At 30.6% G+C, this 24,917-nt stretch carries 24 protein-coding genes; 11 read left to right on the plus strand and 13 right to left on the minus strand.

Annotation, left to right across the window (positions count from 1 at the left end; genetic code table 11):
* The first annotated feature begins 25 nt into the window (after positions 1–25).
* The 8 genes from carB to BMY33_RS12340 all read left to right on the plus strand — a co-directional run bounded on the left by carB (position 26) and on the right by BMY33_RS12340 (position 8,212).
* Entirely contained in the window at positions 26–2,878 is a 2,853-nt protein-coding gene (gene carB, locus BMY33_RS12310) for a carbamoyl-phosphate synthase large subunit (protein WP_091408848.1), read from the plus strand.
* 120 nt (positions 2,879–2,998) lie between these two features.
* Positions 2,999–3,505 (plus strand): nuclear transport factor 2 family protein, encoded by a 507-nt coding sequence (locus BMY33_RS12315; RefSeq protein WP_091408851.1) that lies wholly within the window; start codon positions 2,999–3,001, stop codon positions 3,503–3,505.
* A 77-nt stretch (positions 3,506–3,582) separates the two neighbouring features.
* Positions 3,583–4,569: a hypothetical protein gene (locus tag BMY33_RS12320; protein WP_139195648.1), complete on the plus strand. Its 987-nt coding sequence runs from the start codon at positions 3,583–3,585 to the stop codon at positions 4,567–4,569.
* Between the two features lie 3 nt (positions 4,570–4,572).
* Complete coding sequence (locus BMY33_RS12325) at positions 4,573–6,324, plus strand: carbamoyltransferase family protein (protein WP_091408855.1); 1,752 nt, start codon at positions 4,573–4,575, stop codon at positions 6,322–6,324.
* On the plus strand, positions 6,311–6,718 hold the full coding sequence (locus tag BMY33_RS12330; protein ID WP_091408856.1) for an SxtJ family membrane protein: 408 nt from the start codon (positions 6,311–6,313) through the stop codon (positions 6,716–6,718). Before BMY33_RS12325 ends, BMY33_RS12330 begins: the two co-directional genes overlap by 14 nt.
* Before the next feature lie 2 nt (positions 6,719–6,720).
* Complete coding sequence (locus tag BMY33_RS23795; RefSeq protein ID WP_256439425.1) at positions 6,721–6,879, plus strand: DUF5989 family protein; 159 nt, start codon at positions 6,721–6,723, stop codon at positions 6,877–6,879.
* A 54-nt stretch (positions 6,880–6,933) separates the two neighbouring features.
* Complete coding sequence (cysC, locus tag BMY33_RS12335; RefSeq protein ID WP_091408859.1) at positions 6,934–7,467, plus strand: adenylyl-sulfate kinase; 534 nt, start codon at positions 6,934–6,936, stop codon at positions 7,465–7,467.
* A 64-nt stretch (positions 7,468–7,531) separates the two neighbouring features.
* Positions 7,532–8,212, plus strand: coding sequence for a sulfotransferase domain-containing protein (locus tag BMY33_RS12340; RefSeq protein WP_091408862.1), 681 nt, complete (start codon positions 7,532–7,534; stop codon positions 8,210–8,212).
* A 33-nt stretch (positions 8,213–8,245) separates the two neighbouring features.
* Here the strand turns inward: BMY33_RS12340 and BMY33_RS12345 are convergent, their stop codons facing one another.
* Complete coding sequence (locus BMY33_RS12345) at positions 8,246–9,376, minus strand: SGNH/GDSL hydrolase family protein (RefSeq protein ID WP_091408863.1); 1,131 nt, start codon at positions 9,374–9,376, stop codon at positions 8,246–8,248.
* Positions 9,377–9,585: 209 nt separating this feature from the next.
* On the opposite strand from BMY33_RS12345, the gene BMY33_RS12350 reads away from it, so the two are divergent.
* The gene (locus tag BMY33_RS12350) at positions 9,586–10,689 is read left to right on the plus strand and encodes a glycosyltransferase family 4 protein (RefSeq protein ID WP_091408866.1); all 1,104 of its coding nucleotides are present in this window, start codon (positions 9,586–9,588) and stop codon (positions 10,687–10,689) included.
* On the opposite strand, the gene BMY33_RS12355 is transcribed toward BMY33_RS12350, so the two are convergent.
* The 9 genes from BMY33_RS12355 to BMY33_RS12395 all read right to left on the minus strand — a co-directional run bounded on the left by BMY33_RS12355 (position 10,662) and on the right by BMY33_RS12395 (position 20,157).
* On the minus strand, positions 10,662–11,714 hold the full coding sequence (locus BMY33_RS12355) for a glycosyltransferase family 4 protein (protein WP_091408868.1): 1,053 nt from the start codon (positions 11,712–11,714) through the stop codon (positions 10,662–10,664). The genes BMY33_RS12350 and BMY33_RS12355 overlap by 28 nt on opposite strands.
* Positions 11,711–13,393: an ATP-binding cassette domain-containing protein gene (locus BMY33_RS12360; protein ID WP_091408870.1), complete on the minus strand. Its 1,683-nt coding sequence runs from the start codon at positions 13,391–13,393 to the stop codon at positions 11,711–11,713. Before BMY33_RS12360 ends, BMY33_RS12355 begins: the two co-directional genes overlap by 4 nt.
* Positions 13,394–13,421: 28 nt before the next feature.
* On the minus strand, positions 13,422–14,408 hold the full coding sequence (locus BMY33_RS12365) for a glycosyltransferase family 2 protein (RefSeq protein WP_091408872.1): 987 nt from the start codon (positions 14,406–14,408) through the stop codon (positions 13,422–13,424).
* Between the two features lie 27 nt (positions 14,409–14,435).
* Complete coding sequence (locus BMY33_RS12370) at positions 14,436–15,812, minus strand: B12-binding domain-containing radical SAM protein (protein ID WP_091408875.1); 1,377 nt, start codon at positions 15,810–15,812, stop codon at positions 14,436–14,438.
* Positions 15,809–16,600: a class I SAM-dependent methyltransferase gene (locus BMY33_RS12375; protein ID WP_091408878.1), complete on the minus strand. Its 792-nt coding sequence runs from the start codon at positions 16,598–16,600 to the stop codon at positions 15,809–15,811. The genes BMY33_RS12370 and BMY33_RS12375 overlap by 4 nt, the downstream gene beginning before the upstream one ends.
* Positions 16,593–18,056, minus strand: coding sequence for a B12-binding domain-containing radical SAM protein (locus BMY33_RS12380; RefSeq protein ID WP_091408882.1), 1,464 nt, complete (start codon positions 18,054–18,056; stop codon positions 16,593–16,595). The genes BMY33_RS12375 and BMY33_RS12380 overlap by 8 nt, the downstream gene beginning before the upstream one ends.
* On the minus strand, positions 18,049–18,948 hold the full coding sequence (locus tag BMY33_RS12385) for a nucleotidyltransferase (RefSeq protein WP_091409466.1): 900 nt from the start codon (positions 18,946–18,948) through the stop codon (positions 18,049–18,051). Before BMY33_RS12385 ends, BMY33_RS12380 begins: the two co-directional genes overlap by 8 nt.
* A 289-nt stretch (positions 18,949–19,237) precedes the next feature.
* Positions 19,238–19,777 (minus strand): YceI family protein, encoded by a 540-nt coding sequence (locus BMY33_RS12390; protein ID WP_091408884.1) that lies wholly within the window; start codon positions 19,775–19,777, stop codon positions 19,238–19,240.
* Positions 19,778–19,791: 14 nt separating this feature from the next.
* Complete coding sequence (locus BMY33_RS12395) at positions 19,792–20,157, minus strand: hypothetical protein (RefSeq protein ID WP_091408887.1); 366 nt, start codon at positions 20,155–20,157, stop codon at positions 19,792–19,794.
* A gap of 128 nt (positions 20,158–20,285) precedes the next feature.
* Here BMY33_RS12395 and BMY33_RS12400 point away from each other — a divergent pair, with 128 nt between their 5' ends.
* Together BMY33_RS12400 and BMY33_RS12405 are read left to right on the plus strand one after the other, a co-directional pair.
* Entirely contained in the window at positions 20,286–20,669 is a 384-nt protein-coding gene (locus BMY33_RS12400) for an OB-fold protein (RefSeq protein WP_091408888.1), read from the plus strand.
* A 32-nt stretch (positions 20,670–20,701) separates the two neighbouring features.
* Positions 20,702–21,553 (plus strand): DUF5777 family beta-barrel protein, encoded by an 852-nt coding sequence (locus BMY33_RS12405; protein ID WP_091408891.1) that lies wholly within the window; start codon positions 20,702–20,704, stop codon positions 21,551–21,553.
* Positions 21,554–21,570: 17 nt separating this feature from the next.
* Here BMY33_RS12405 and BMY33_RS12410 read toward each other — a convergent pair whose 3' ends face one another.
* From BMY33_RS12410 to BMY33_RS12420, 3 genes are all read right to left on the minus strand, one after another.
* Positions 21,571–22,389, minus strand: a complete 819-nt coding sequence (locus BMY33_RS12410) for a heparin lyase I family protein (RefSeq protein ID WP_091408896.1) — start codon at positions 22,387–22,389, stop codon at positions 21,571–21,573.
* A 30-nt stretch (positions 22,390–22,419) separates the two neighbouring features.
* A complete protein-coding gene (locus BMY33_RS12415; protein WP_091408898.1) occupies positions 22,420–23,541 on the minus strand; it encodes a T9SS type A sorting domain-containing protein in 1,122 nt (373 codons plus the stop codon).
* Positions 23,542–23,646: 105 nt separating this feature from the next.
* Positions 23,647–24,858, minus strand: coding sequence for a T9SS type A sorting domain-containing protein (locus BMY33_RS12420; RefSeq protein WP_091408900.1), 1,212 nt, complete (start codon positions 24,856–24,858; stop codon positions 23,647–23,649).
* Between the last annotated feature and the right edge of the window lie 59 nt (positions 24,859–24,917).

Consider the following 24,917-nt stretch of genomic DNA (forward strand, 5'->3'; position numbering starts at 1 on the left):
TTAAAATTTCAATACCAACACCAAAATGCCAAAAAACGAAAAACTCAAGAGTATATTGATCATTGGATCAGGACCAATCATTATTGGCCAGGCATGTGAGTTTGACTATTCCGGATCACAAGCTTTACGTTCTTTACGCGAAGATGGAATAGAAACCATATTGATAAATTCTAATCCTGCAACTATAATGACGGATCCTTCAATGGCAGATCATGTGTATCTGAAACCATTGAATACTAAATCTATTATCGAAATCCTTAAAAATCATCCAAACATAGATGCGGTACTGCCAACTATGGGAGGTCAAACCGCATTAAATCTTTGTATTGAAGCGGATGAAAAAGGAATTTGGAAAGATTTTAATGTAGAGATTATAGGTGTAGATATAGATGCCATTAATATAACAGAAGATCGTGAGCAATTTAGAGAGTTAATGCTTAAGATCGGGATTGGAATGGCACCACAAGCTACAGCAGGCTCTTACCTAAAAGGAAAAGAAATTGCTCAGGAGTTTGGTTTTCCATTGGTAATACGAGCATCCTATACTCTAGGTGGAGCAGGAGCTTCTTTTGTATATAAAGAAGAAGAATTTGATGAGTTGTTAACTCGAGGGTTAGAAGTTTCTCCTATCCATGAGGTGATGATTGATAAAGCTTTGATTGGGTGGAAAGAATACGAATTAGAGTTGTTAAGAGATGCCAATGATAATGTAGTTATTATATGTGCGATCGAAAATATGGATCCAATGGGTATTCATACTGGAGATTCTATTACGGTTGCTCCAGCAATGACATTAAGTGATAAAACATACCAACGTATGCGTGATATGGCTATCCATATGATGCGTAGTATTGGTGATTTTGCTGGTGGATGTAATGTACAGTTTGCAGTAAGTCCAGATGAAAATGAAGAAATTATAGCGATAGAGATTAATCCACGTGTATCACGCTCATCTGCATTAGCTTCAAAAGCAACAGGATATCCGATTGCAAAAATTGCAGCAAAACTAGCAATCGGTTATACACTAGATGAATTGGATAATCAAATTACAAAATCTACGTCAGCTTTATTTGAACCTACCTTAGATTATGTAATAGTAAAGATACCTCGTTGGAATTTCGACAAATTCGAAGGATCGGACCGCAGACTTGGACTCCAGATGAAATCTGTAGGAGAAGTAATGGGGATTGGACGTTCATTTCAAGAGGCCTTGCATAAAGCAACTCAATCTCTAGAAATTAAGAGAAATGGCCTTGGAGCTGACGGAAAAGGATATAAAGACTATGATCAGATTATTGAAAAACTAACATATGCGAGTTGGGATCGAGTATTTGTAATCTATGATGCTATCCAAATGGGAATTCCATTAAGTAGAATCCATGAGATTACTAAAATAGATATGTGGTTCTTAAAACAATATGAAGAATTACATTTATTAGAAAAAGAAATCTCTACATATACAATTCATTCATTGACTAAGGATTTGATTCTAGAAGCAAAACAAAAAGGATTTGCAGATAGACAAATTGCTCATATGCTTGGTTGCTATGAAAGTGAAGTTTATAACAAAAGAGATGAACTAGGAGTTAATAGAGTATATAAATTGGTGGATACTTGTGCCGCTGAATTTAAAGCGAAAACTCCTTATTTCTATTCTACTTTCGAAGCAGAAATAGAAACTCCCGATGGGGAAGTATCTGTATCCAACGAAAGTATTGTTACTGATAAAAAGAAAATAGTAGTATTAGGATCTGGACCGAATCGTATTGGACAAGGTATTGAGTTTGATTACTGTTGTGTTCACGGAGTCTTGGCTTCAGCAGAATGCGGGTATGAAACGATTATGATTAACTGTAATCCTGAGACAGTTTCTACAGATTTTGACACAGCCGATAAATTATATTTCGAACCTGTTTTCTGGGAGCATATATATGATATCATTCGTCACGAAAAACCAGAAGGTGTTATCGTTCAGTTAGGTGGGCAAACAGCTTTGAAACTTGCAGAAAAGCTTGATCGCTATGGTATCAAAATTATAGGAACAACCTATCAATCATTGGATTTAGCAGAAGATAGAGGGAGTTTCTCTACTCTATTAAAAGAAAATAACATTCCTTATCCAGAGTTTGATATTGCAGAAACTGCTGATGAAGCGCTAGAGGTTGCAGATCGTTTAGATTTTCCAATATTAGTACGTCCATCTTATGTACTTGGTGGTCAGGGAATGAAAATTGTGATCAATAAGCAAGAATTAGAAGAGCACGTAGTTGATTTATTACGCAAAATACCGAATAATAAATTATTATTAGATCACTACCTTGATGGAGCTATAGAGGCCGAAGCAGATGCAATCTGTGATGGAGAGAATGTGTATATCATTGGTATCATGGAACACATTGAACCTTGCGGGATACACTCGGGAGATTCTAATGCTACCTTACCTCCGTTTAACCTTGGAGAATTTGTTATGCAACAAATCAAGGATCATACGCATAAAATTGCATTGGCATTGAATACTGTTGGATTGATTAACATACAGTTTGCTATTAAAGACGATGTCGTATACATTATAGAAGCAAATCCAAGAGCCTCTAGAACGGTACCTTTTATAGCGAAAGCGTATGGAGAACCATATGTAAATTATGCTACTAAGGTAATGTTAGGAGAGAAGAAGGTTACGGATTTTGATTTTAAACCACATTTGGATGGGTATGCAATCAAACAGCCTGTGTTTTCATTTAATAAGTTCCCTAATGTAAATAAGAAACTGGGACCAGAGATGAAGAGTACTGGAGAAAGTATTTTATTTATTGATGATCTTAAAGATGATCAGTTTTACGATCTATATTCAAGACGTAAGATGTACTTAAGTAAGTAATTTTAATAAAATATATAATTTAAAATCCCGCTTTTTTAGCGGGATTTTTTGTTCGCAAAGTGATTATGTTTTTAAAACTAAAGAAAGTTTTAACTTTATACTTTTACCAATACATATATTATGATTAGAATTTTCATTGCTGTTTTTATGTTATTTAACTGCATTATGATTGGGCAGGTGAGTAGTTCGGAAACCCAAAAGCAAATCGATCAAACCGTTTGGAAACCGTTCCAGAAAGCGTATGAAGCGTTAGATGCAGTATCATTAAACGCGATATATGCAGATGAGGTATTACGTGTTACGCCAGAAGGGATTGATACCAAGAATGTATTTAAGAGTAAGAATGTAGAACGTCTAAAAGCTTCTAAAGAAAGTAATACACAAATAAAATTAGATTTTTGGTTTGATAGTAGGCATACCAATGACGATACTTCGTACGAAGTTGGTTTTTATAAAATAGGAATTACTGCGGATAGTAAGACACAATACTTGTATGGCCAGTTCCATATCGTACTAAAAAAGATCAATGGTATATGGAAAATAACACAAGATTGGGATACCACCACAATTAATGGTAAGCCGATTACTAAAGAAGATTTTGAGAAAAAGAACTCTTTACGATTTTGATGTTTTTCAATTTATGCTGCTGATTATGCTACAAGCATGCGAGATTTAGAAACGATAATTAGATAATTTTCCAAGGTGTGAAGAAAGTTTTAAGGTGGTTATATCAAACAGTGATTGTTCTGATTATTGTGTTTTTTCTTTTTGAGCTATCGTATCGATTTTCTGTTATTGATTTTTATAAAGCAGAGTTTACTTCTCTAAATGAAGCTAATGATATCGAATCTAAGAATATAAATTATTTAGTGTTTGGAGATTCTTTTTCTGCCACAACAGATAATTATATTGAGTACCTAAGAAGTTCTAGTGATAAAACATTTATAAATTCTGGCGTACAGGGGATAGGAGTGAAGCAGGTTAATACTTTTGTAAATCGACGAATACAGAAATATCAGCCAAAAAATATTATCTATCAGGTATATGTTGGGAATGATCTTATAGATGTTGATCACTTGACCAATTATAAAGAATTACCCTTGATAAGAAATGTATACTGGGATGTATCCGATATGTTTCTGAGTAGTTCTTATGTCAATTATCGGTTGGGGCATTTTAAATCGAGCGTTGCACCAATTAATAAGACGTTTAATGATCAAAGATTTAGTGTAAAGGATTATAATCAGCGAAGCAAATTATATTTTAAGTCGGATTCAGCATACTTATATAAATCAGTAACAGCAGAAGGGAGTTTTCAACACCGATATGCTATCTGGATTGATGAATTAAAAGAATTTATAGAAGGAATCCCAACTGATGTCCAAGTCTTTATTGTTTTTGTCCCACATTGTTCGCAATTAAATTCTTTTTATTTTAATAATATGCGTCAATTGGGAGCAAAGTTTTCTGATGAAACTGAATTTAAGAAAACGGAATATGGTTTTTTTGATAAAGCTTCTTTGGATATACAACAATATCAAAATGTGACTTTACTAAACCCTTTAGAACAATTACGAGAAAAAGATACGAAAGAGAAAAGACTTTATTATCTTAACGATCCTCATTTAAACGAGTATGGTCAAAAGGTTTTAGGCACTTTTTTAGTAGAGGAATTATTATCAAACGAATAGAGTGTGAGTTATATTTTAGGAATTTCAGCGTTTTATCATGATTCGGCAGCTTGCTTGCTTAAAAATGGAAAAATTATAGCTGCGGCTCAAGAAGAACGTTTTACTCGAAAAAAACATGATCCTTCTTTTCCTAAAAAAGCAATTGAGTTTTGTTTAAAAGAAGGAGGGATTGATATAGAATGGATCGAGGTAATCGTTTTTTATGAGAAACCTTTTCTAAAATTTGATAGGATTATTAATTCTATTCAAGCTAACACACCTTTTGGTTTTTCTTTTTTTAGAAAATCTATCAAATCTTGGACAAAAACTAAACTTTGGATTCCTGCAATTATTAAAAAAGAATTAGCATTTACAGGTAACGTTTTATTTTCTGAACATCACGAAGCACACGCAGCAGGAGCTTTTTTTTCTTCACCTTTTTCCGAAAGTGCAATTGTTACGATAGATGGAGTGGGAGAAAAGGCTTGTACTACTATAGGCGTAGGTAACAATAATGAAGTAAAGATTATAAAAGAACAACATTACCCACATTCTTTTGGGCTTTTATACAGTGCATTTACCCAGTATTGCGGTTTTAAAATTAATTCTGGAGAGTATAAGTTAATGGGATTGGCTCCGTATGGCAAACCGATTTATAAGGAGTTAATTCTAAAACATTTTGTTACAATTACAGATCAGGCAGAAATACATTTAGATCTTAAATATTTCTCATTCGATAAAGGTAAAACTACAATTAACAAAGCATTTTGCGACGTTTTAGGACAATTAGCTAGAAAACCAAGTGAAGAAATGACATCGTTTTATTGTGATGTCGCAAGTTCTATACAGTCAGTTACCGAGGACTTTTTGGTAAAATTACTTAGGTATACAAAGAAAATAACTAAATCAGACAATGTATGTTTATCAGGAGGAGTAGCGTTAAATTGTAAAGCCAATGGAGAGTTGCTTACTAAAGATATATTTAAAAATATATGGGTACAACCAGCAGCAGGAGATGGTGGAGGAGCAATGGGAGCAGCTTTCGTGGGGTGGTATCATTATTTAAAAAACGAAAGAACTTATATCGATAATAGATTACCAGAACAAGCATATCTAGGAATTGGCTATAGTAATGATGCTATAGAAGCGGTTTTAAAGGAGCATCAGATTGATTATAGTTTGGTAAATGATAAGGAGTTATGTGAGGAGGTTTCGGATCAGCTTAAGGATAAAAAGATAATAGGTTGGTTTCAGGGTAAAATGGAGTTTGGACCCAGAGCTTTGGGTAATCGCAGTATTTTGGCAAGTCCGTTATATAGTGATATGAAAAAGCATGTGAATATGCGAATCAAAAAAAGAGAAGGGTTTAGACCTTTTGCTCCTATAGTGTTAGAAGAAAAGGCTAAAGATTGGTTTTTGGATAGTATATCTTCTAAATATATGCTTTTTACATTTAGAAGTGATAAGAAAGAAAAAATACCTTCTTGTATTCATGAAGATGGCACAGCTAGAGTTCAAACGCTCTCTTCAGAAGAAAATCCATTACTACATCAATTAATTTCTTCTTTTGAAGATAAAACGTCTTGTCCTGTATTGATTAATACATCATTCAATGTTAGAGGCGAACCCATAGTTGCGTCTCCGTTAGATGCGTTGAGATGTTTTTTTCAGACAGAAATGGATATATTGGTATTAGGTAATTATATAATATATAAAGAAAGGAATAGGAATGTAAGTGAAACACTTTCTAAACAAATACAGTATGAGTTGGATTAGTGGTGTGATAGATATTGTTCAGGATAATAGTAGTGCTAAAAGAAAACAACGACAATTTGGAGGATTATTATTAGTGTTATTATTGTTAATTTTTTGTGTCTCGGTATATAAAGATGGATTCATATTTAATGCAAAACAGATCAATAGGACCATTGGTTTTGTGGGAGTGTCAATAATTACGCTTTTGTTACCAATGCTGTTTTATCCTTTTCTATTCGTTTGGTTATTTGTAGGTAATATTTTGGGAGAGATCAGTTCTTTTGTTATTTTAGGAATAGTCTATTACTTACTTTTTTTTCCAATTACGTTTGTTTTAAGGATTATAAATAAGAAAAAAACAACTATTGGATGGATAGATAAAGAAGAAAGTATCGATTATGAAAAATTATATTAGTAATGAATAAATCAGGGATATTTTTAGAATTTTTGAAGTTTTTGATGCATCAAAAAAAATATTGGTTGATCCCAATTATTATTGTTTTAGTTTTATTAGGAGCTTTATTAGTTTTTACAGAGAATTCTGTTGTATCACCTTTTGTTTATTCTTTATTTTAAAAGCACATATAAAAGAAGGATCATTTTAATAATTAAAATAAAATAGTAACATAATTGAAACCAGTTTTTATTCTTTTAACGGGTTTGTCGGGTAGTGGAAAAACTACTTTGGGGAAAGGTTTAACAAATTACTACTCAAGTAGAGAAAATAAAGTCTTTCATTTAGATGGAGATGATCTGCGCAAGGCATTGCACTGTGATTTAGGTTTTAGTAAAGAAGATAGACATAAACAGTTAATCTTAACGGCCGAGTTATCACTCTCTTATCTAAAAAAAGGAATCAGTGTTATTGTTTCTCTAATAGCTCCATATAATGATCATAGATTAGGTGCTAAGAAACTTATAGAAAATGAAGGTTTTGATTTTAAGTTAGTTTATATCGATTGTTCTATTGAAGGTTGCATAGAAAGAGACCCCAAAGGATTATATAAAAAAGTACTAAAAGGAGAAATAAAAAATTTCACAGGGATTGATGATCCATACGAATCTCCTAAACAGGCAGATTTACATATACAAACTGAGAAAGTAAATTATCAGAATTCATTAAAAAAAATGATAGAACATAATTTTATTAAAACTGAACAATAAAAATTATAAATAGAGCTACTTTTTTTGAATATGATATATACTTGGTATAAACTCACACACTATAATGGCAAGTAAAAGGATTGAATATCTTTTCGTAATGGGACATATGAGGAGTAGGTCTTCTTTGTTGACTCATATTCTTTTGTCACATCCTACTATGGTAGGACTTGGTGAAAGTAACGCAGTATATGAGAGTAATTTAAAATTACTTTATATGAAATCTAAGACCCTACTAAAGAATAGGTCTGTTGATTTTTTTGAAAAAATCTATGTAGATCAAATAAACCATAATTCGAAAACTCCCAATCCAAAGATTTTTCAAAAAAAGAATCTTAAAATGATTATTCTTGCACGACCTCCTGATCCATCAGTAGCAAGTATTATGGCTCTTACTAAAAAACATTATACACCATGGTCAGATGATAAATCAAAAAAATATTATTCTGATCGGATGTCTTATCTAATAAAGTTAAAGGAAAGGTTACCCGATGATCAATGTTTGGTTATAAATTCTGATGAGTTGGTGCGTACACCAAATGTAATTTTAGATAAAATAAGTGAGTTCTTAGAGATGTCTACACCACTTAAATCTGAATATGAAACATTTAATTTTACAGGTACCAGTGGGGATCCTAGTGCTAATATAAAAGAAGGAAAAATTATTAATAACTCACAGTATATCGATCTTGATACATCTAAGTATCCAGAAGAATATAAGTTGTTTAATCAATTGGTTTATATGTGATTTTTATTAAGAGTATAGTTTATAAAACCGATATCAATTACCAATTATAGATTCGATAATATCATTAGCAATAATTTCACTTATTATAGAATTACCGTATTCAGAAATATGGCAATTGTCAATAAATATATTTTCTTTACTAGTGTCAAAACAGTTACTGATATCGATAAAGTTATTTGAGTTTTGTAATATTGAATCAGTTGTCAATTGTTGATATAACTTATGAAATACTTTATCTAAACCCTCATGTTTGTTATATTGAAGGTTTTCATATTCGGTTCTTAATTTCTTGGTATAAACAGATGGTTGTAAGTAATTAAAGATATTAAAACGATATTGATTACTGATAGCGTCCGTAATTTTAATATTATTTCTATATCCTTTTATAATTTCATCAAGTATAGAGTCGTTTATGATAACATCATATTTTTCTTTTTCTACGTGCTTTAATTTGTTTTGTAGTTTTTTAATACCCGTATTAATATTACTTGATTTAAGTGCTAATATGAATTGTTTGTTAGATTTTTTGATAGCATCATATGACTGTTTTATTGGTTCCCGAACGTTTTTTAAATAATTAGGATGTTTTAAAAGTACCTCATTAAAACCATCATAAAAAACAACAATATCGGGTTTTTTTCCTTTTTTTAATGCTTCTATTAATAGTGCAGTTTCTTGTGATCTGCTATAAGCGGGAACACCGTAGTTGGTAATATGAAATTTTTTTGTTGGCTCTTTTTCTTTTAATTTTTTGGATAATAATGACGGTATTGTCATTATATCTCTAGCTCCTTCGCCAAACATAGTAGAACCACCAAAACAATAGATAGTATATCTAGAATCAGTTATGATAGTGTCTTCATTGATAGTTTTTCTGTTTCCTTGTGGGTTTATATTTATTGCTGAACCCTTGTAGGACTTAAGTTTGTATTCGGTAAATGGATCCCATTCATAGGTTAACTTATGGTAATCATTGTAAAACTGTTTTATAAAAGGAATATCTTTTTCAGAATATGAATTAGATGCTAAGACACGGTCTATTTTATTAGATTGATGTTGAAATTTTCTGTTTTCGAAAAAAAAACCAAGGATGACTTCTAATATTACTAATAAAAGGAATGATATGAAGATAATGATAATGAAATCCTTAATTTTTTTTCTCATACTAGTAAAGAAGAATTATAGGTCAAACAATTGTTGATTTTATAAAAAAACGACAAATAGAATTTAATATCAGTCACAAGAGTTTGTTATTAGATATTTAATTAAATTTAGTCATAATCTTTAATATCTAAGGATTAAAAAAAATATATTTAAGAATCATAGATATTAGTAAAGCAAGACCGGTATGATTAAATTTTTAACTGTTGTATATGAATAAGGTTTTTCTAGATTTAAATTATCACTCAGAGAAGATAAAAAAACCGGATTTATTAATTAAAAAGTTTAATTATAGTTTAGGGTACCTTCGGTATTTGAAGGATAAAATACAAACAATCTCATTGAATAGGATTGCAGTTGATTTTTCCATGAAAAAAGAAGGAGTACAGTATGTTTTTTATAAAGGGAAGGAACTGAAAAAATATAACATTCCTTTTTTGTACCATAATTTCATAAATAAGTTAGCACCAGATTATATTTTAATACATGGAATGGGTTACGGGAGATATTGTTATTTTCTAAGGAAACAATTACGTAAGAAAGCAATAATTTTAGTTCAGGTTCAAGGATATGCTGAAGCGCCCAAAGGTTTAAAGAAATTAATATATAAATGGGCTGATAAATATATAGATGGATATCTTTTTACAGGAAAAGAAAATGCGAAAAGTTGGGTAGTATCTGGAGTTTTTGATAGCAATAAAGTTTTCGAAGTAATGGAAGGTGCTGCCAATTTTACTTTCAACCCAGAGATTAAGAGAAAGAAAGAATCCTTTTTGTGGGTTGGAAGATTGGATAAGAATAAAGATCCAATTACTGTTTTGAATGCTTTTCAAAAATACCTGGTTAAAGAACCTTTGGCTACATTAACTATGATATATAATGAATTTGAATTATTAGAAGAAGTACATAAATTATTAGATTCAAATTTACTTTTAAAACAAGCAGTTGATAACATTGGAAGATTAGATAGAAAAGAAATCGAGTTATTATATCAAACTCATGAGTATTTTGTTTTGGGGTCTCATTATGAGGGTAGTGGATTTGCACTTGCAGAGGCAATGACGTGTGGTTGTGTTCCGATTGTAACTAGTATTCCGTCTTTTAATTATATGACTAATAATGGAGCCTGTGCTTTATTGTTTGAACCAGGTAATAGAGAACAACTACTGAAAGCTTTTTGTGAAACGAAAACTATAGATTATTCTAAAAAACAATCAGAATTGTTGCAATTTGTAGAAGATAAATTGACTCATAAAGCAATAGCAGAAGATATTTATCAAACGTTTCATTATTTAGAATCAAAAAAGCAAGAATAAATTACATCTGCGGTATCTTCAATTTTGAAATGCCTAACCCGTTGAATTTCTTGATTTTTATTTAATAAATCCGTTGATTTTTTAATTAAAGCTACTTTATTATCTTCAAAGAAAAAGTTCGTTATGTTTTCTGATAAAGGGAATGTACTAATTACTTTGCAACCACTATACAGAGCTTCTTGAACAACCATGGAATTCCCTTCGAATTGAGAAGTATGTAGTAACAGTTTACTATTGTTTAAAAGATTTCGAACCTTGTTATTGGGTACATACCCCATTAATGTAATATTTTTTCTTAGTCCTAGCGCATTAATTTTAGTAGTAAGCTTTTCTTTTTCTTCTCCATCTCCACAGATAACAACATTTATAGTATTCAACACTTTTTTTAATTCGAAAATGATTTCAATAAATAAAGAATAATTTTTTAATGCGCCTAAATTTCCTACACCAATAATATCAATGGTTCTTGATCCAATATTCAGTTTCGGAAAGCTATTGGTGTCTACAGCTACATTGGCAATTTTTTTAGCGGTAATACCCCAATGTTTTTTTAAAACCTTTTGATGGTTTTTTCCCACTACAATAAGTCGATCTGCGGATGGCCTGAAGAGTTTAAAATATTTGTTATTTGATTTTACATCTTGTCCTTGCAACCAAGTAAAATGTTTAACTCTAAAAAATATCCTAAGTAACTTACCAACAATAGCGGTGTCACTATACCAGAAAGATAGGATTCCGTCATAGTCATTTCTACCAAAAAGTTTGGCACCTTTTATAAAGGCTTTACTAATCACCAATATACTATTCCATTTGGTTTTAAACCCACCTCCAATTGCATACACTTTAATAGAGTTAATATTGTATTCCTCTTTTTTAATCGGATATCGGAGTGTAATTATATCTATTTCTAGATCATCAAAATTAGTATCTAAGTAATTACAGAATTGATAAATAAAAGGAACGATAGTATCCTCATTTTTGTTCCCTGGAAATAGTGGCGTAATAAATAACAACTTTTTCTTCATCCCTTTATGAGATTACTGTTTTGAAATGTGTAATGTTTCTCGGCAAATTTAGAGAGGTCTTTATTATGAAAAACAGCAACTATCGATAATTCATTTTCTGTTGTTCTACTTTTTAAATATTTCATAATTTTTATCTCTAAATCTTCATTTAGTTGATTTGTAGCTTCATCAAGTAATAGAATTTTTGGTTTTGTATATAAGGCTCTAATCAAAGCTAAACGTTGTTTTTGTCCACCTGAAATACTTTTACTATCAATGTTTAATACAGTATCAAAACCATCGTCTAAATTTAAAAACCAATCTTTTAGATCAAAACTATCAAAGAGATGATTTATATAGTTATAATCAACATCTTCTTTTTTATTCATTGTTATATTTTCAATCAATGTTCCTTGAAAAATAAATGAATGTTGCGATAACATATATACGAAAGGAAACGATGCTGTATTCGTAATAACATTTTCATCTAATATGATCTTACCAGATTTAAATGGAAGCATTCTACAGATAATATGTAGTAAGGTCGTTTTTCCGCAACCAGATTTGCCCATAATTCCAATAAAGTCACCTTTCTTTATTTCTATGTTACAGTTAGATATAATTAAATCGTTATTAGGGTAATTAAAATTAATGTTTTCTAACAGTAAAGAATTTTCGAACAGATTGTCATTTAGTTCATTAGGTTGGTCAAATTTGTAAGAGGCTAAAATATCAACAGCATGTTTGTTACTTTTTAAATCTATGTATGCGTTAATGATTTTATTGAATGACGGAATAATTTTAATAACGGCACTTCCATAAAAAGAAAGTAATACCAGATCTTTCATTGAACTGGAGTTTAATAATATAAAAGCAATAGAAAATGAAATAAAAATAATTGTCATTACTTCTAGATATCGTACATTATTTTGTTTAAAAGTGCTTAAGGATGCTAGCGTGTCATTTTGTTCCTCATAGGATTTACCAAATCGATTAATGAAATCTCTTTCTGACTTAGAACTTTTTATTTCAATGATTCCGTTTAAGATATTCATTAAATTATTTAGGGTGTCTCTATATGATTTAGAAATGATTTCATTAAAGTGTTGTGTTTTACCTTTACGTAAAAACAATAATAATAGTGCAGAAATAGAGACAAAAACTATAGAAAAAATAGTTGCCAAAGGATTAAGAATAAATCCTGCGACCATAATCATAGATACTATAATTATTTCTGATGTTAAGTGGTAAATCGGGATAAGAATATTAGTCACGAAAATAGTCGGAAGTTTATGAAAATCTCTGATTAGTTGCCCTTTATCGATGAGGTAAAATTTCTCATAGTTTCCATAGGTGAAATTAGACACGAGTTTCTTAGATAATAAAGTCCCAATAGAGTAGAGGTATTTTGATTGTCGAGATACAATTTTAGTTTGGAGTAAATTTTTTAGTAAATAGAAAGCGATTAGAATTATAAGGGCGTATAGTATATGCTTTTCTTGATAAGTAATGCCAAAATGAAAAACCAAAAAATCATCTACTTTCTTTTTATCAATTATTAATAGAATAAATGGTGTTAAAAATGCAATGGAAATGAAATCTAAAATCGAATTGACAATAGAAATAGAAAAGAAAAAGGGAAGTCTTTTCCTTTTAGATTGAGGAATTAGATATTTTATATGTTCAATTAATTTTTTCAAAATTTAAAATCAAATGTTTTAATCATTATTATGTATTGATATTATTAAGATTTTCTTTTTGATATAGATTTTTTTTAAATAATATTCTGAAGATTAGTATCAGATTATATTTTATCATTTCTGTATCTATTTTAAGAAAGTTTGGAATTAAAACTCCAATCAAAGACCAAAGTAAAAATAAACGATTTGAACTTGAGAAATTAGAATTGTTAAGTAGTATATAATGTAATGCTGAAGTTCGGTAATAGAAACCTTCTTTTGGATTGATTCGATTCGTTATTTCCTTGTAATGAAAAGCTTTAATCTTTTTTAGAATGGTAATATTAAAGCCTAATTTAATACAAGCATCATAATTATCTCCAATACCATTAAATATGAAAACGGGATCAAATAAATCTTCTTCAGGTTTTCTTATCATTGCACCCATTAATGAAAAAAAAGGAAAATCATTTTCATCTTTATTCCAGTTTACGAAAATAGGCCATCCTGCTTTTGAGATTTGGTTTCCTTTGTTAGATAATTTAGTTTTTATTCGGTTAACAAGAATATTGCCTCTTTTACTTTTAGATAAATCCGAAAAGATGGAAAGCCCAAAGAACCAATTATAAATTAGTTTTATATCAGAAATCTCATTGGCATATGCCCATTCATCTTTTGTGTTTTTTTCTAAAATTATTCCGCTAGCAGCTTTTTTAGAGGGATTTTTTTTCAGATAGTCATATAATGTTAATGTATATTCTTCTTCGAAGACTAAATCATCATCACTTAATAAAATAATAGAGTTAGAACTTAATTTAATACCGATGTTTCTTTGTTCACAAACTGAAGGAGTGGATCGCTCCAAAATTAAATTAATAGTATTAGGCGGTGTAATGAGATCTTTAGTTGTAAAAGCTTGATCACTGGAGTCAATAATGATTATTTCTTTAGGTTTTAGAGTCTGTTTATATAGAGAATCTAATACTCTATTTAAAGATTCTAATCTATTTCTGGTTGGTATTACAACACTAATCATATATCATCCATTTTTAAATAAAGAATTTTATCTCAATTTATAATATTTCATTAGTAGTAAAGCGGCTATCGATTTTACTTTTAATTTTAATTTTTCTTTTAGGTTATTTCTGTTTTTAAAATAGTTTACTTCATTAACAATTCTTCTTACAGCAAAATCATAGAATTTACGATGATAAGTTCTTTTAAAATCAATGTCTCTATCTGTTGAGGTATTCCAATCCGGTTGTATAGTGATATCATTTTCGATTTCATTATATAGAGAAGTTCCTTTTATTGGATAAGCAACAGTGATTGTGAAATGAGTAGGGTTCGCTACTTTTAGATGATGTATGGTTTCTGCGATATCTTTTTCATCTTCACCAGGATATCCTACCATAATAAAAGTTCCTGTTTCGATACCTAATTGATTAGTTTTCTGGATGGCTTCTCTAACAGTTTCAACTTTTACGCGTCTATCCATTGCATCCACTATTTTTTGTGAACCACTTTCTGCACCAATCCATATCCGATAACAACCAGCTTCTTTTAACTGTTGTAAAACTTCATCATTTAAACGTTCTGCTCGGGTAATGCATTCAAAAGGAATAATAGCATCTTGTTGTATCACTTCTTTATGAAATTCTGCTAACCATTTATGACTTACTGTAAATACATCATCAACAAACCAAATTGTATCTGGATTATAGTTCTGCTTAAGCATTGCTAATTCTTGTGCTACAAGATTAGCAGGTCTTCTTCGATAGCTCTGTCCATAAACTGCTGTACTACACCATTTACAAGTATATGGGCAACCACGCTGAGTACTAATGGTCATAGAACTTTGTCCGTGGTTATTTTTCCAAGTATCAAGATATTTTTGCATATCGATCGCTTCTCGGTTCGGGAGGGGAAGCACTGATAAATCTTTCATTTTTATTCTGGCAGTGGTTTTTACTACTTTGTCATTATCTAAATATGCAATTCCTGAAACTGCGTGTATGTCAGTTTTGTTTTTAATGGCTTGATGGAGTTCATATAACGTTTCTTCTCCTTCACCGATTACGATATATTGAGCACCAGATCTTAAGTAATTTTCGGTGTTATAAGTAACATCAGGACCTCCTAGTACTATTTTTGGGAAACCGTATGTAGCTTTTGTAACTAGTGTTTTAATAAGTTTAATGACTTCTACTTTAGTCATTAGATTTGCATATATGGCTACTACATCTGGTTTCTTGGATGCTATAAAACTTAGTTGCTCTTTTTTAGAGCTAAATGTTGTGTCAAAAACATAATTCTCTAAACCGTGTTCTTTTAAGTATCCAGAAATATAAAGCTGCCCTAGAGGAGGATAGGGTTTCATGATCCTTTGTTCCTTAGGATCTGTACTTAGATAATATGCGTGGGTAAGAACTATACTCATTTTTTGATGAGAGAGATTAGGTAATGATCACTATATTTTGATAAGAATGCGAAACGACGGAAAAACATATCCAGATTTGATAAGATTTTTAAAATTCCCGACTTGTTCTTAAAAAACGACTCAAGATAAGAAGGAGGAATCCATAATCCGATGGGTTTTAATTCATTTGTTTTAAATAATTTGCTAGATATTTTCTGTATCATTTTTGGATTATAGTACCAAGTATTTACATCGACTCCATCAACATTTGCTACCACTACATTATCAGTATTACGTCTAAAAGCTTGTTTGAATTTACCTTTCATCATGAAATAAATATTCTCCATCAAACATTGCCTAGGCATAATAACTCCTACGATTATACCATTTGGTTTTAATTTTTTCTGAGCGGCTATAAAAAACTCTTTTAATTGATCTGGAGAAAGACAATTTAATCCTCCAAAATCTGAAAATATTAAATCAAAAGGCTGTTCAGAATTTAATGTGCTTAGCTTGTTAATATCTAGTTGTAGAAACTCTAGATCTTTGATCTGGTTATGTTGCTTGGATTTAGCGATCGAAATCATTTCTGATGATATATCTGTAGCAATAACACGATGTCCTTGTTCAGCTAGCCATATTGCATCATGACCAGTACCACAATTAATTTCTAGAATATCTAATTTTTGATTTGGCGGAAGCATTTTTGTCAAATGATCAAACACCAAATTTCTTTGGAGTTTGCCAATTTTACTATGAGTAAAAGTAGTATCATAGGTTATCGCCGCTATGTCAAAACTTTCATTCATTAATATGTTCCATTCTTTTTAAAACCTGAGCATCCATATATGCACTTGGGAAATAATATAGTAAATAAGATATTCGTTTTAACGTATTAGTAGAAATTTTAGAAGGGCTCTTTAGAGTAGCTTTTAGGAATCGTAATCCTTGACTTTTTCTATATTCCTTATGTACATATCTATGCAGTTTTTTATAGTATTTAGAATTATAAGTACTCTTAAACATCATTGCTAAATCATCCGAGTCTGTCCAATTTGCTTTGAATCGAAGATCATCTTTTACTTTATCATAGAATTTAGTTCCTGGAAGTGGATAGGATACGGATATACCTAAGTCATCAGGAACTAGTTCTTTTATCATTTTTATAGTTTTAGAAATATCATCTTTGGTTTCACCGAGATAACCAAATTGAATAAAAAATGCTACTCGTATATTCTTCTCTTTTAGTAACGTTGTGGCATTGTATATTTCTTCTACTTTAGTTCCTTTATCCATAGCATCGAGGATGGATTGAGAACCACTTTCTGCTCCAACCCAAACTTCTTGTAATCCAGATTCAGCAAGAGCATCTATCGTATCTTCTTTAAGTAACAAATCAACTCTACTTTGAATGTAATATTTTAGTTTAGTATTTGTGTTTTTTAGTTCTTGATTAAAATTCTGTACCCATCCTGGAGTTAAGCCAAAAATATCGTCACACATCCAGAAACGTTCGACATCATAGTTTTTCTGTAAATATTGTATGTGTTTTACTATATATTCTGGAGAATGCGTATTATATCTATTTCCATAAATTGGTTTAGCGCACCAGTTGCATTTAAATGGGCATCCTCTGGTAGTAGCAAGATTTAGAGTAAATTCTTTGCCTCCATCATGCCATACTTTTTTATAAGAGTCAATATCAATAAGGTCCCACGCAGGCATTGGTAATTCATCTAGATTTTTTAATACTTCCCGCTTTGAATTAGTAACAGTATTTTCATCTTTTATGTATACAATGCTTTTAATTCCCTCTATTGGTTGATTATTTTTAAGGGCCGAAATAAGTTCTAATAAAACTAATTCTCCTTCTCCTTGGATAATATAATCCGCACCATTGTATAAATATTTTGGATAATGATCTGTAGCATCAGAACTATTGACAATTATAGTACAATCATGGCTTTTTCCAATTCTCATCATTTCGAAAGCGGCTTCACGCATAGTGGTAAGGCACATTTTTGTCAAGTAATTAAAGCCATCATCATATAATACTAGAAACTTAGGTTTCTTTTTAATTATTTCTTTTTCAATATCATATGGATTATCTCTTAGGTTAGTGTCAAAAAGATCAACTGCAAAACCTTTTTCTCGCATTAAAGAAGCAGCATATATTGTTCCTAATGGAGGGTAAGGTGTTTGGTTCTTCCATTGTTTAAGATCTAAAGGATAGTAATAAGAATGTGAAAATAAAATATCAAGCATGCTCTTTTTCTAATTCTATATTATACTTAAGTTGAAATTCGTTGTATCTTTTATTAAGTCTATCAATGACCTTTTTTTGGAAATTTCTAGGATGATGCTTGGATACACCATCTGTAGATTTCATTGCTATGTCAAAATCATCTTTATTTAAAGTTTTGAATTTAGTATTCCATTTTTTTAATGTCATTTTCAAAAAAAGATTCTCTAAGCCATTTCCGATTTTAGTATTTAAGAATGATTCTATGAATTTAGTTATCAGAGGCTTATTTTTTAAATTATTAATAGAAGATTTACCTATCTCTAAATTGGGCAAAAAGTCTGAAACCCATTGGTTTTGACTATAAAATTTAGTAAAATCTCCAGAAACTGGAATTAGTGTCAATAGTTCAGTTGCCGTGAATATATTCTTTTCAGATATTTCTAAAGAATTTTCTGCAATAAAGTAATTGATACAAAAGAACTTTCTAGAATTGAATAAAAATATTTTTTTGTATAACATTAATAATGTTCTGGCTACCCATAAACGATCTGATTTTGTAATAACAAAAAAATCAACATCACCATCTTTATCGTGATAATTTTTCGATAAAGCTCCAGAAATACCAACAGCTTTTACATAAGGAAACTTAGCAATTAAATTTCCTTTTTTTATAGCTTTTTGCATAACAGATTTAGCCATTTTATTTCCTTCGATACGTCGAGAAACAGATTGTAAGTTTCCATCAAGAAAATAGTAACTGTCATCAAATGAAATGACACCTTTTTCTTTGAGATATTCTAATTCGTTTTTGATCTCACTTTGATCAGAAGCTTTAGAAAATAAATAAATCTCTTCGGCTGAAAGGGGGTATCTGAAAATTGAAAAATATAACAACGTTTTAAGAGATTTCACAGAGAGTTGAGTTTTAATTAGATTGTTATCTGAAAATAATGTCAAGCATTTTTTAATAACTAATTAGTGTGTTTACATCTAAATGTATTTATGTTATAATTAATTAAATATGGCTAATGATTTAGATATATAGTTAATATTTAAATAGATTTTGAATGGATTTAAATTCAAGGTTTATTAGTGCTAATAAACATAGTTATGTTATATATATTCAATTAAAACATCTTAAAGAGGAAAAAATCCAATTTAAAAAGGAATATTTCAGGTTGAAAAATAGAGTTAAAAAAGATTATTTCTTTTTTAGTATAAAGTTTAATGACACCGAAATATCGTCAGCTATCTTTTTACTAACAATACTTGGGATCTTAATATCAAATTCTTCAGGTTTTGTTATAAAGGTTGAAGTAATGGTAATTGTGTCATTACTATCTTTATTTAGAATACCTTTAGTCTCAATCTCTTGGGATTTTCCGTGTAACGATAAAGTTCCTTTAATAATATATTCATTCTGAATATTAGTATTGTCATAATTTACAAGTTTACCCTTAAAAGTTGCTTTAGGGTACTCGTCAGATTCAATATAGTTTTCATTAAAATGCTCTTCCATTAATGCATTCTTAAATCGAAATCCTTTTATTAGAGCTAAGGCAGCAAATTCACCATTATCCGTGTTTAGAATTGCAGTTACAGTAGAGTTTTTAGCTTTGACTTCTTCAAAAGAAGGGACGGAAGCTTCGAAACTAATAGAGCCTTTCTTAGTAATAAATTTTCCTTGCGCTATAATAGATGTTGAAACAAATACTAATAAAAAAGATAAGAAACTCTTCATAGGTATGATAATTTTTATTGTTCTAATAATCCATCGGTATTCCATTGTAATATGACATCAATGGTAGCTTGCGGTAATCTAGGTCCGCCAGAAGGCATTAAAAAACTTATATCTTCTGAAGATACTCTACTCAGTAACTCTCTATTGTCAACAGCTTCTTTTACTTGATCAAAAGTTAAAAGTGGCATAGGAGCGAAGTTAATTGGAGGGTCATTATGACAAGTAGTACAGTTACTATCAACGATGTTTTTTACATTGTTGTTATAAGTAACTAATGTTACAGGTGTAATATCTATTAAATCTTTTTCGCTATCATTTTCGCAACTTACATTGAATAAGATCGCACAAAGAATTAAAAATTTTAAAAAGTGTTTTTTCATAAATTACCTATTGAACTCTATTTTTGGAAGGTAAAAATTAGATCAATTTTAATTGATATGCAAAAATAAGTTTCATTAGGTTGATAATTTTCATACTTTTAATCAAGTTTAAATGAGATAATTTAAGAATGAAAAAGGTACTAATCTTAGTTTTAATTCTAATTGTTGGAGCATTTATAGGATATAAATATATATATCAATCTCATAGAGATATTCAAACAGAAAAGGCTGAATTTACAATAGATGCAACTAGTTTAGCAAAAGAATTTTCAGAGAATCCTGATGCTGCTTCTAAAAAGTATCTAAACAAGACTATCATTGTTAAAGGTGAGCTTACAGAAATCGAAGAGAACTCTTTAATGCTTAATAATGCTACTTACGGTACTTTTGATACTAATCACAGCGTTTCTGAATCTGATTTAAATTCAAGATATACCATAAAAGGAAGATGTATAGGATATGATGAACTTCTGGAAGTTGTTAAATTAGATCAAACATCAATTATTAAATAATTAGTCTTTATTAGTATTTTAAAATGATTTTCATGAGAAAACTCCTATTACTTTTTTTAATTCCATACATTACATTGGCTCAAGATGATTTATTAGATGAGCTAGAGTCTGATGTACAAGAAGACAATTATGTTACATCTACCTTTAAGGGACTTAAGGTTGTTAACTTCGAATCTACAAAATTGGTTAATAAAAGAAGTTTATATTTTGTAGTTGCTCATCGTTTTGGTAGTGTAGAGAATGGTATTGATGATCTTTTTGGTTTAGATCAGGCTGTTACTCAACTTAAATTTATTTATGGTATTACCGATGGCTTGAATGTAGGTGTTGCTCGTAGTTCATTTCAAAAAACGTATGGAGGTCATATTAAGTATAGACTAGTGAGACAGAAAAAGAATGGATTCCCTTTTACCATTGTAGGATATAACTTGTTAACTATTAATACTGGTTTAGAAAAGGATCAATTACCTAAATTAGAATTTAATAATAGGTTGTCTTATGTATCTCAAGTTTTGATTTCTAGAAAAGTTAGTAAAAGACTTTCATTGGAATTAGCACCTTCTTATTTACATGAAAACTTTGTAAGATTTGATGATCAAGATAATTCTCAGTTCATAATGGGAGTAGGAGGGCGTTATAAATTAACCAAACGCTTTAGTCTTAATGTAGACTATGGTTATCATTTGAACAGAAGTAGTAGTTCTACTTTTAAAAATCCATTATCAATAGGTTTTGATATAGAAACTGGCGGGCACGTATTTCAGGTTCATTTTACAAATGCGCAACCTATGTTTGAAAACGGTTTCTTAGGTCAAGGATCTGGAGATTGGGGAGATGGTGATTTTTTCTTTGGATTTAACTTAAGTAGAGTTTTTGATCTTTAGAAAAGAATTAATAATTATTAATTTTCTGTGATAGAAAAATCAGCAAATAATACTTCCTCATCCCTTAGATTAGATGAGTTTTTTAGGCTTCTGTAGATTCCCCATTTTGGTCTAACAAATTCTGCACCTGCATTCCATATTTGTAGGTTAGCACTCTGGTATTTCAAAATTATATTCCCTGTTTTTAAATTAGTTATATGTATGTAGTAAGAAGTTTTACCTACGTTTCCATAAGTAACTTTTTCTGTAACCATTACCCAATTACCTCTTAATAAATCCAAATCTACTTTTTTAAGTGTATTTTGATTTTTTCCGCTAGAGTGTCTAAGTTCTAATTTATCGACACTTCCTTTTCTGGCTGTGAGGGTTATAATAGGTTTTGCTTTTTCGGTTTCTCCTACAGATTTTAATTGATGAAGGTGCGTAAAGTTCTTAGATGGTTTAAAGTTTTTATCTAGTTTGAATTTCCATTTGTATTCTACGGTTTCTCCAATCGTAGCTTTTAAGTTATCTGGAGATGATTTATAACTTTTTATTTCGTTACGTTGTCTATCAAAAGTTTTGCAACGATCATTGTCTTCTTTAACATGGATGACAAATTTGAATACATTCTTGGCGAGTTCATCATCAAAAACTTCGCTGATGTGTTTACCATAATTAAGATGGTTGTTACAGTCATTTCTTGTCATTCCTGGCGCTTCTATTGGATTATATCCTGGAGCTAACTTAGAAGTAATTAGTTCATATGTATTTCCTGGGCCATCTGCGGTAATTGAAACCTGAGCATAAGGAGAAATGTATGTCAAAAGAGCAAATAGTACAAAAGCAAATTTCATAATATGTTGTTTTTTATTTTAAACTTTCTATTAATCTATTTTTACAATTTTCTTTATAGAAAAAGTATTAGTTTGCTTATCAATAATTTTTATAAAATAGACTCCATTAGAAAGATCACTAATATCTAACTGATCAGTAGTTTTTAATTCTTGTGGTTTCTTGACAATTTTTCCTGACCCACCTATAACTGATATTGTGTAGTCATTTGTGTTCTCGAAAAAATTAAAACTTATTACTGCTTTAGTAGGGTTCGGAAATACATCAAACAATTCTTTTTCTGATATTGTCGGTACAGAGAGCGTAGGGTTTTCAGTTACGGAAAAGTTAGCATATAGTACTTCTTCATCTCTTAAATCTGAGGCAGAATTTAAACTTCTATAGATTCCCCATTTTGGTCTAATAAAATCTGCATTTGTTTTCCACATTCTAAGCGAAGAAGAAGCGTAGTTCAGGATTTCTACGCCGGTATTTACATTATTTATAATAATACTGTAATCTGCATTTCCTGTCTCACCATAGGTAACAGTTTCAAGAACTTCAACCCAATTTCCTTTTAATACAGATAGATCGACTGTAGTAAGTGTAGATTGTGAAGTAGTAGGTGCATACCTTAATTCTAATCGATCCGGACTTGCCTTTCTAGCAGTTAAGGTAATCAGCGGCTGACTTTCTTCAGCGGAATCCGCTCCTACAGATTTTAATTGATGAAAATGAGTAAAACTTCCAGAAGGTTGAAAATTAGCATCTATTTTAAATTTCCATTTGTATTCCACAGTTTCTCCTATTACTCCTTTGAGGTTATCTGGAGAGGGGGCATATGTTTTTATTTCATTACGTTGTCGATCTGTGGTAGAACATTTGTCACGGTCGATATCTTCATTAACGTGCATAATAAATCGGAAAACGTTAATTCCTAAATCGGTATTAAATATCTCATCTATATGACGATTTCCATCTGTTCCAGAATATGTAGAATGATTATCACAAGTGCTACCAGTAACACCAGGTGCTTCTATAACATTTCCACTAGTCGGAGCAAAAACGCTATTAATAAGTTCATAAGTACTTCCTGGGCCATTAGCGTCTAACGTAACTTGAGCTTTACTACTAAAACTTATAAATAGAATAAAAAATATAGTAAAAAGTTTCATTATCTATTAGGTGTTAAATTTTAGGTTTTAATAGTGATATCCTTGCAAAAATATGCAAGGATATCATCTAAACTCAAATTAAAATCAAACTGTTAAAAAGTATTCTTAATTTTTAACTATTGCTTTAGTAATCTTAGATCCGTCGCCATATACATTCATATAATACAAACCAGTTGAGAAAGCTGTCAAATCAACAACATCTAAATCACTTTTCTTCTGAACTAAAATTTTACCTGTTACATCTACTATTTCAATAGATGATATTATATCATTCTTAGAGTTTATATTGATTACGTTGTTAGTCGGGTTTGGGAAAAAAGAAATATCATCAGTTAATTCTTGCTCTGTTACAGATAATAAAGCAGCCGTAGGGTTTAAGGCTCCATATATTTCGCTTGGAATAATATAACTAGCAAATTCAGCTGGTGATACTCTTGCTGTGTTATCAGAGAACTCCCAATTAGGACCTGTCCCATCAAACGATGCAGCTATCCAATCGGATGCGGAAAAACCTGTCGAAGTTCCTTGTCTACCCCAGAAATGTACATTACTTCCTGTATTTTCTATTACAGTTGCTCCAGTATCAGTGAAAAACAAACCAGCATTTTCTGCAGCATCTCTAACTACGATTATCTGACCATAACCGAACTCTCCAAAATCAGTACCGTCATTAGGATCAACATTACCTAGTAGGTCATCTTCATCTAAAAAGCTAACAGAATCATAGCGAGTCCACATAGTATGGTCTCCTGTAGCATCAATAACACCATCATCATCAGCATCAATGTCTATACCGCTTGGATTGCTTGGAGCCTGTATTAACATATAGGTTGCACTCCAATCTTCAAAATTTCCATCATAACCAATATCTGGTGTAAATGAAGAAACATTACTACTAGAAGAACCTGTAACATCATTTCCAATAAGCTCTATAGTTACAATAGTTGTTCCTGATGAAATAACATTAGTGTACGGATTTGTTGTGACCACATTTGTGTTCTCATCTGTATAGTTAGCTACAATTGATAAGAAACCATTAGAACCAAAAGTTCTAGTTCCATCACCTAATTGAATTACTTCACCAACCTGACCGAAATCATTTCTATCTCCTTCTCCATCACCTTCGACATTTATTAGATATAGATCGGATGGGATTATGGCATCAGCAGTACCTCTGATTTCTATGTATTCATTAGTAAGATCATCTCCGTTAGGGCTAACAATTAGTTTGTTAAGATATACCCCAGATCCCGAAGGAATTTGAGCAAATGCAAAGCTCATTGTAAACATTATACAGATAAGTAGAAAATTTTTCATAGTGGTCTTATTTTGATAATTGAGTGAAATTTATATTTGGTCAACCAAATTGGTCAACC

The organism is Aquimarina amphilecti (assembly GCF_900109375.1).
GTDB lineage: Bacteria > Bacteroidota > Bacteroidia > Flavobacteriales > Flavobacteriaceae > Aquimarina > Aquimarina amphilecti.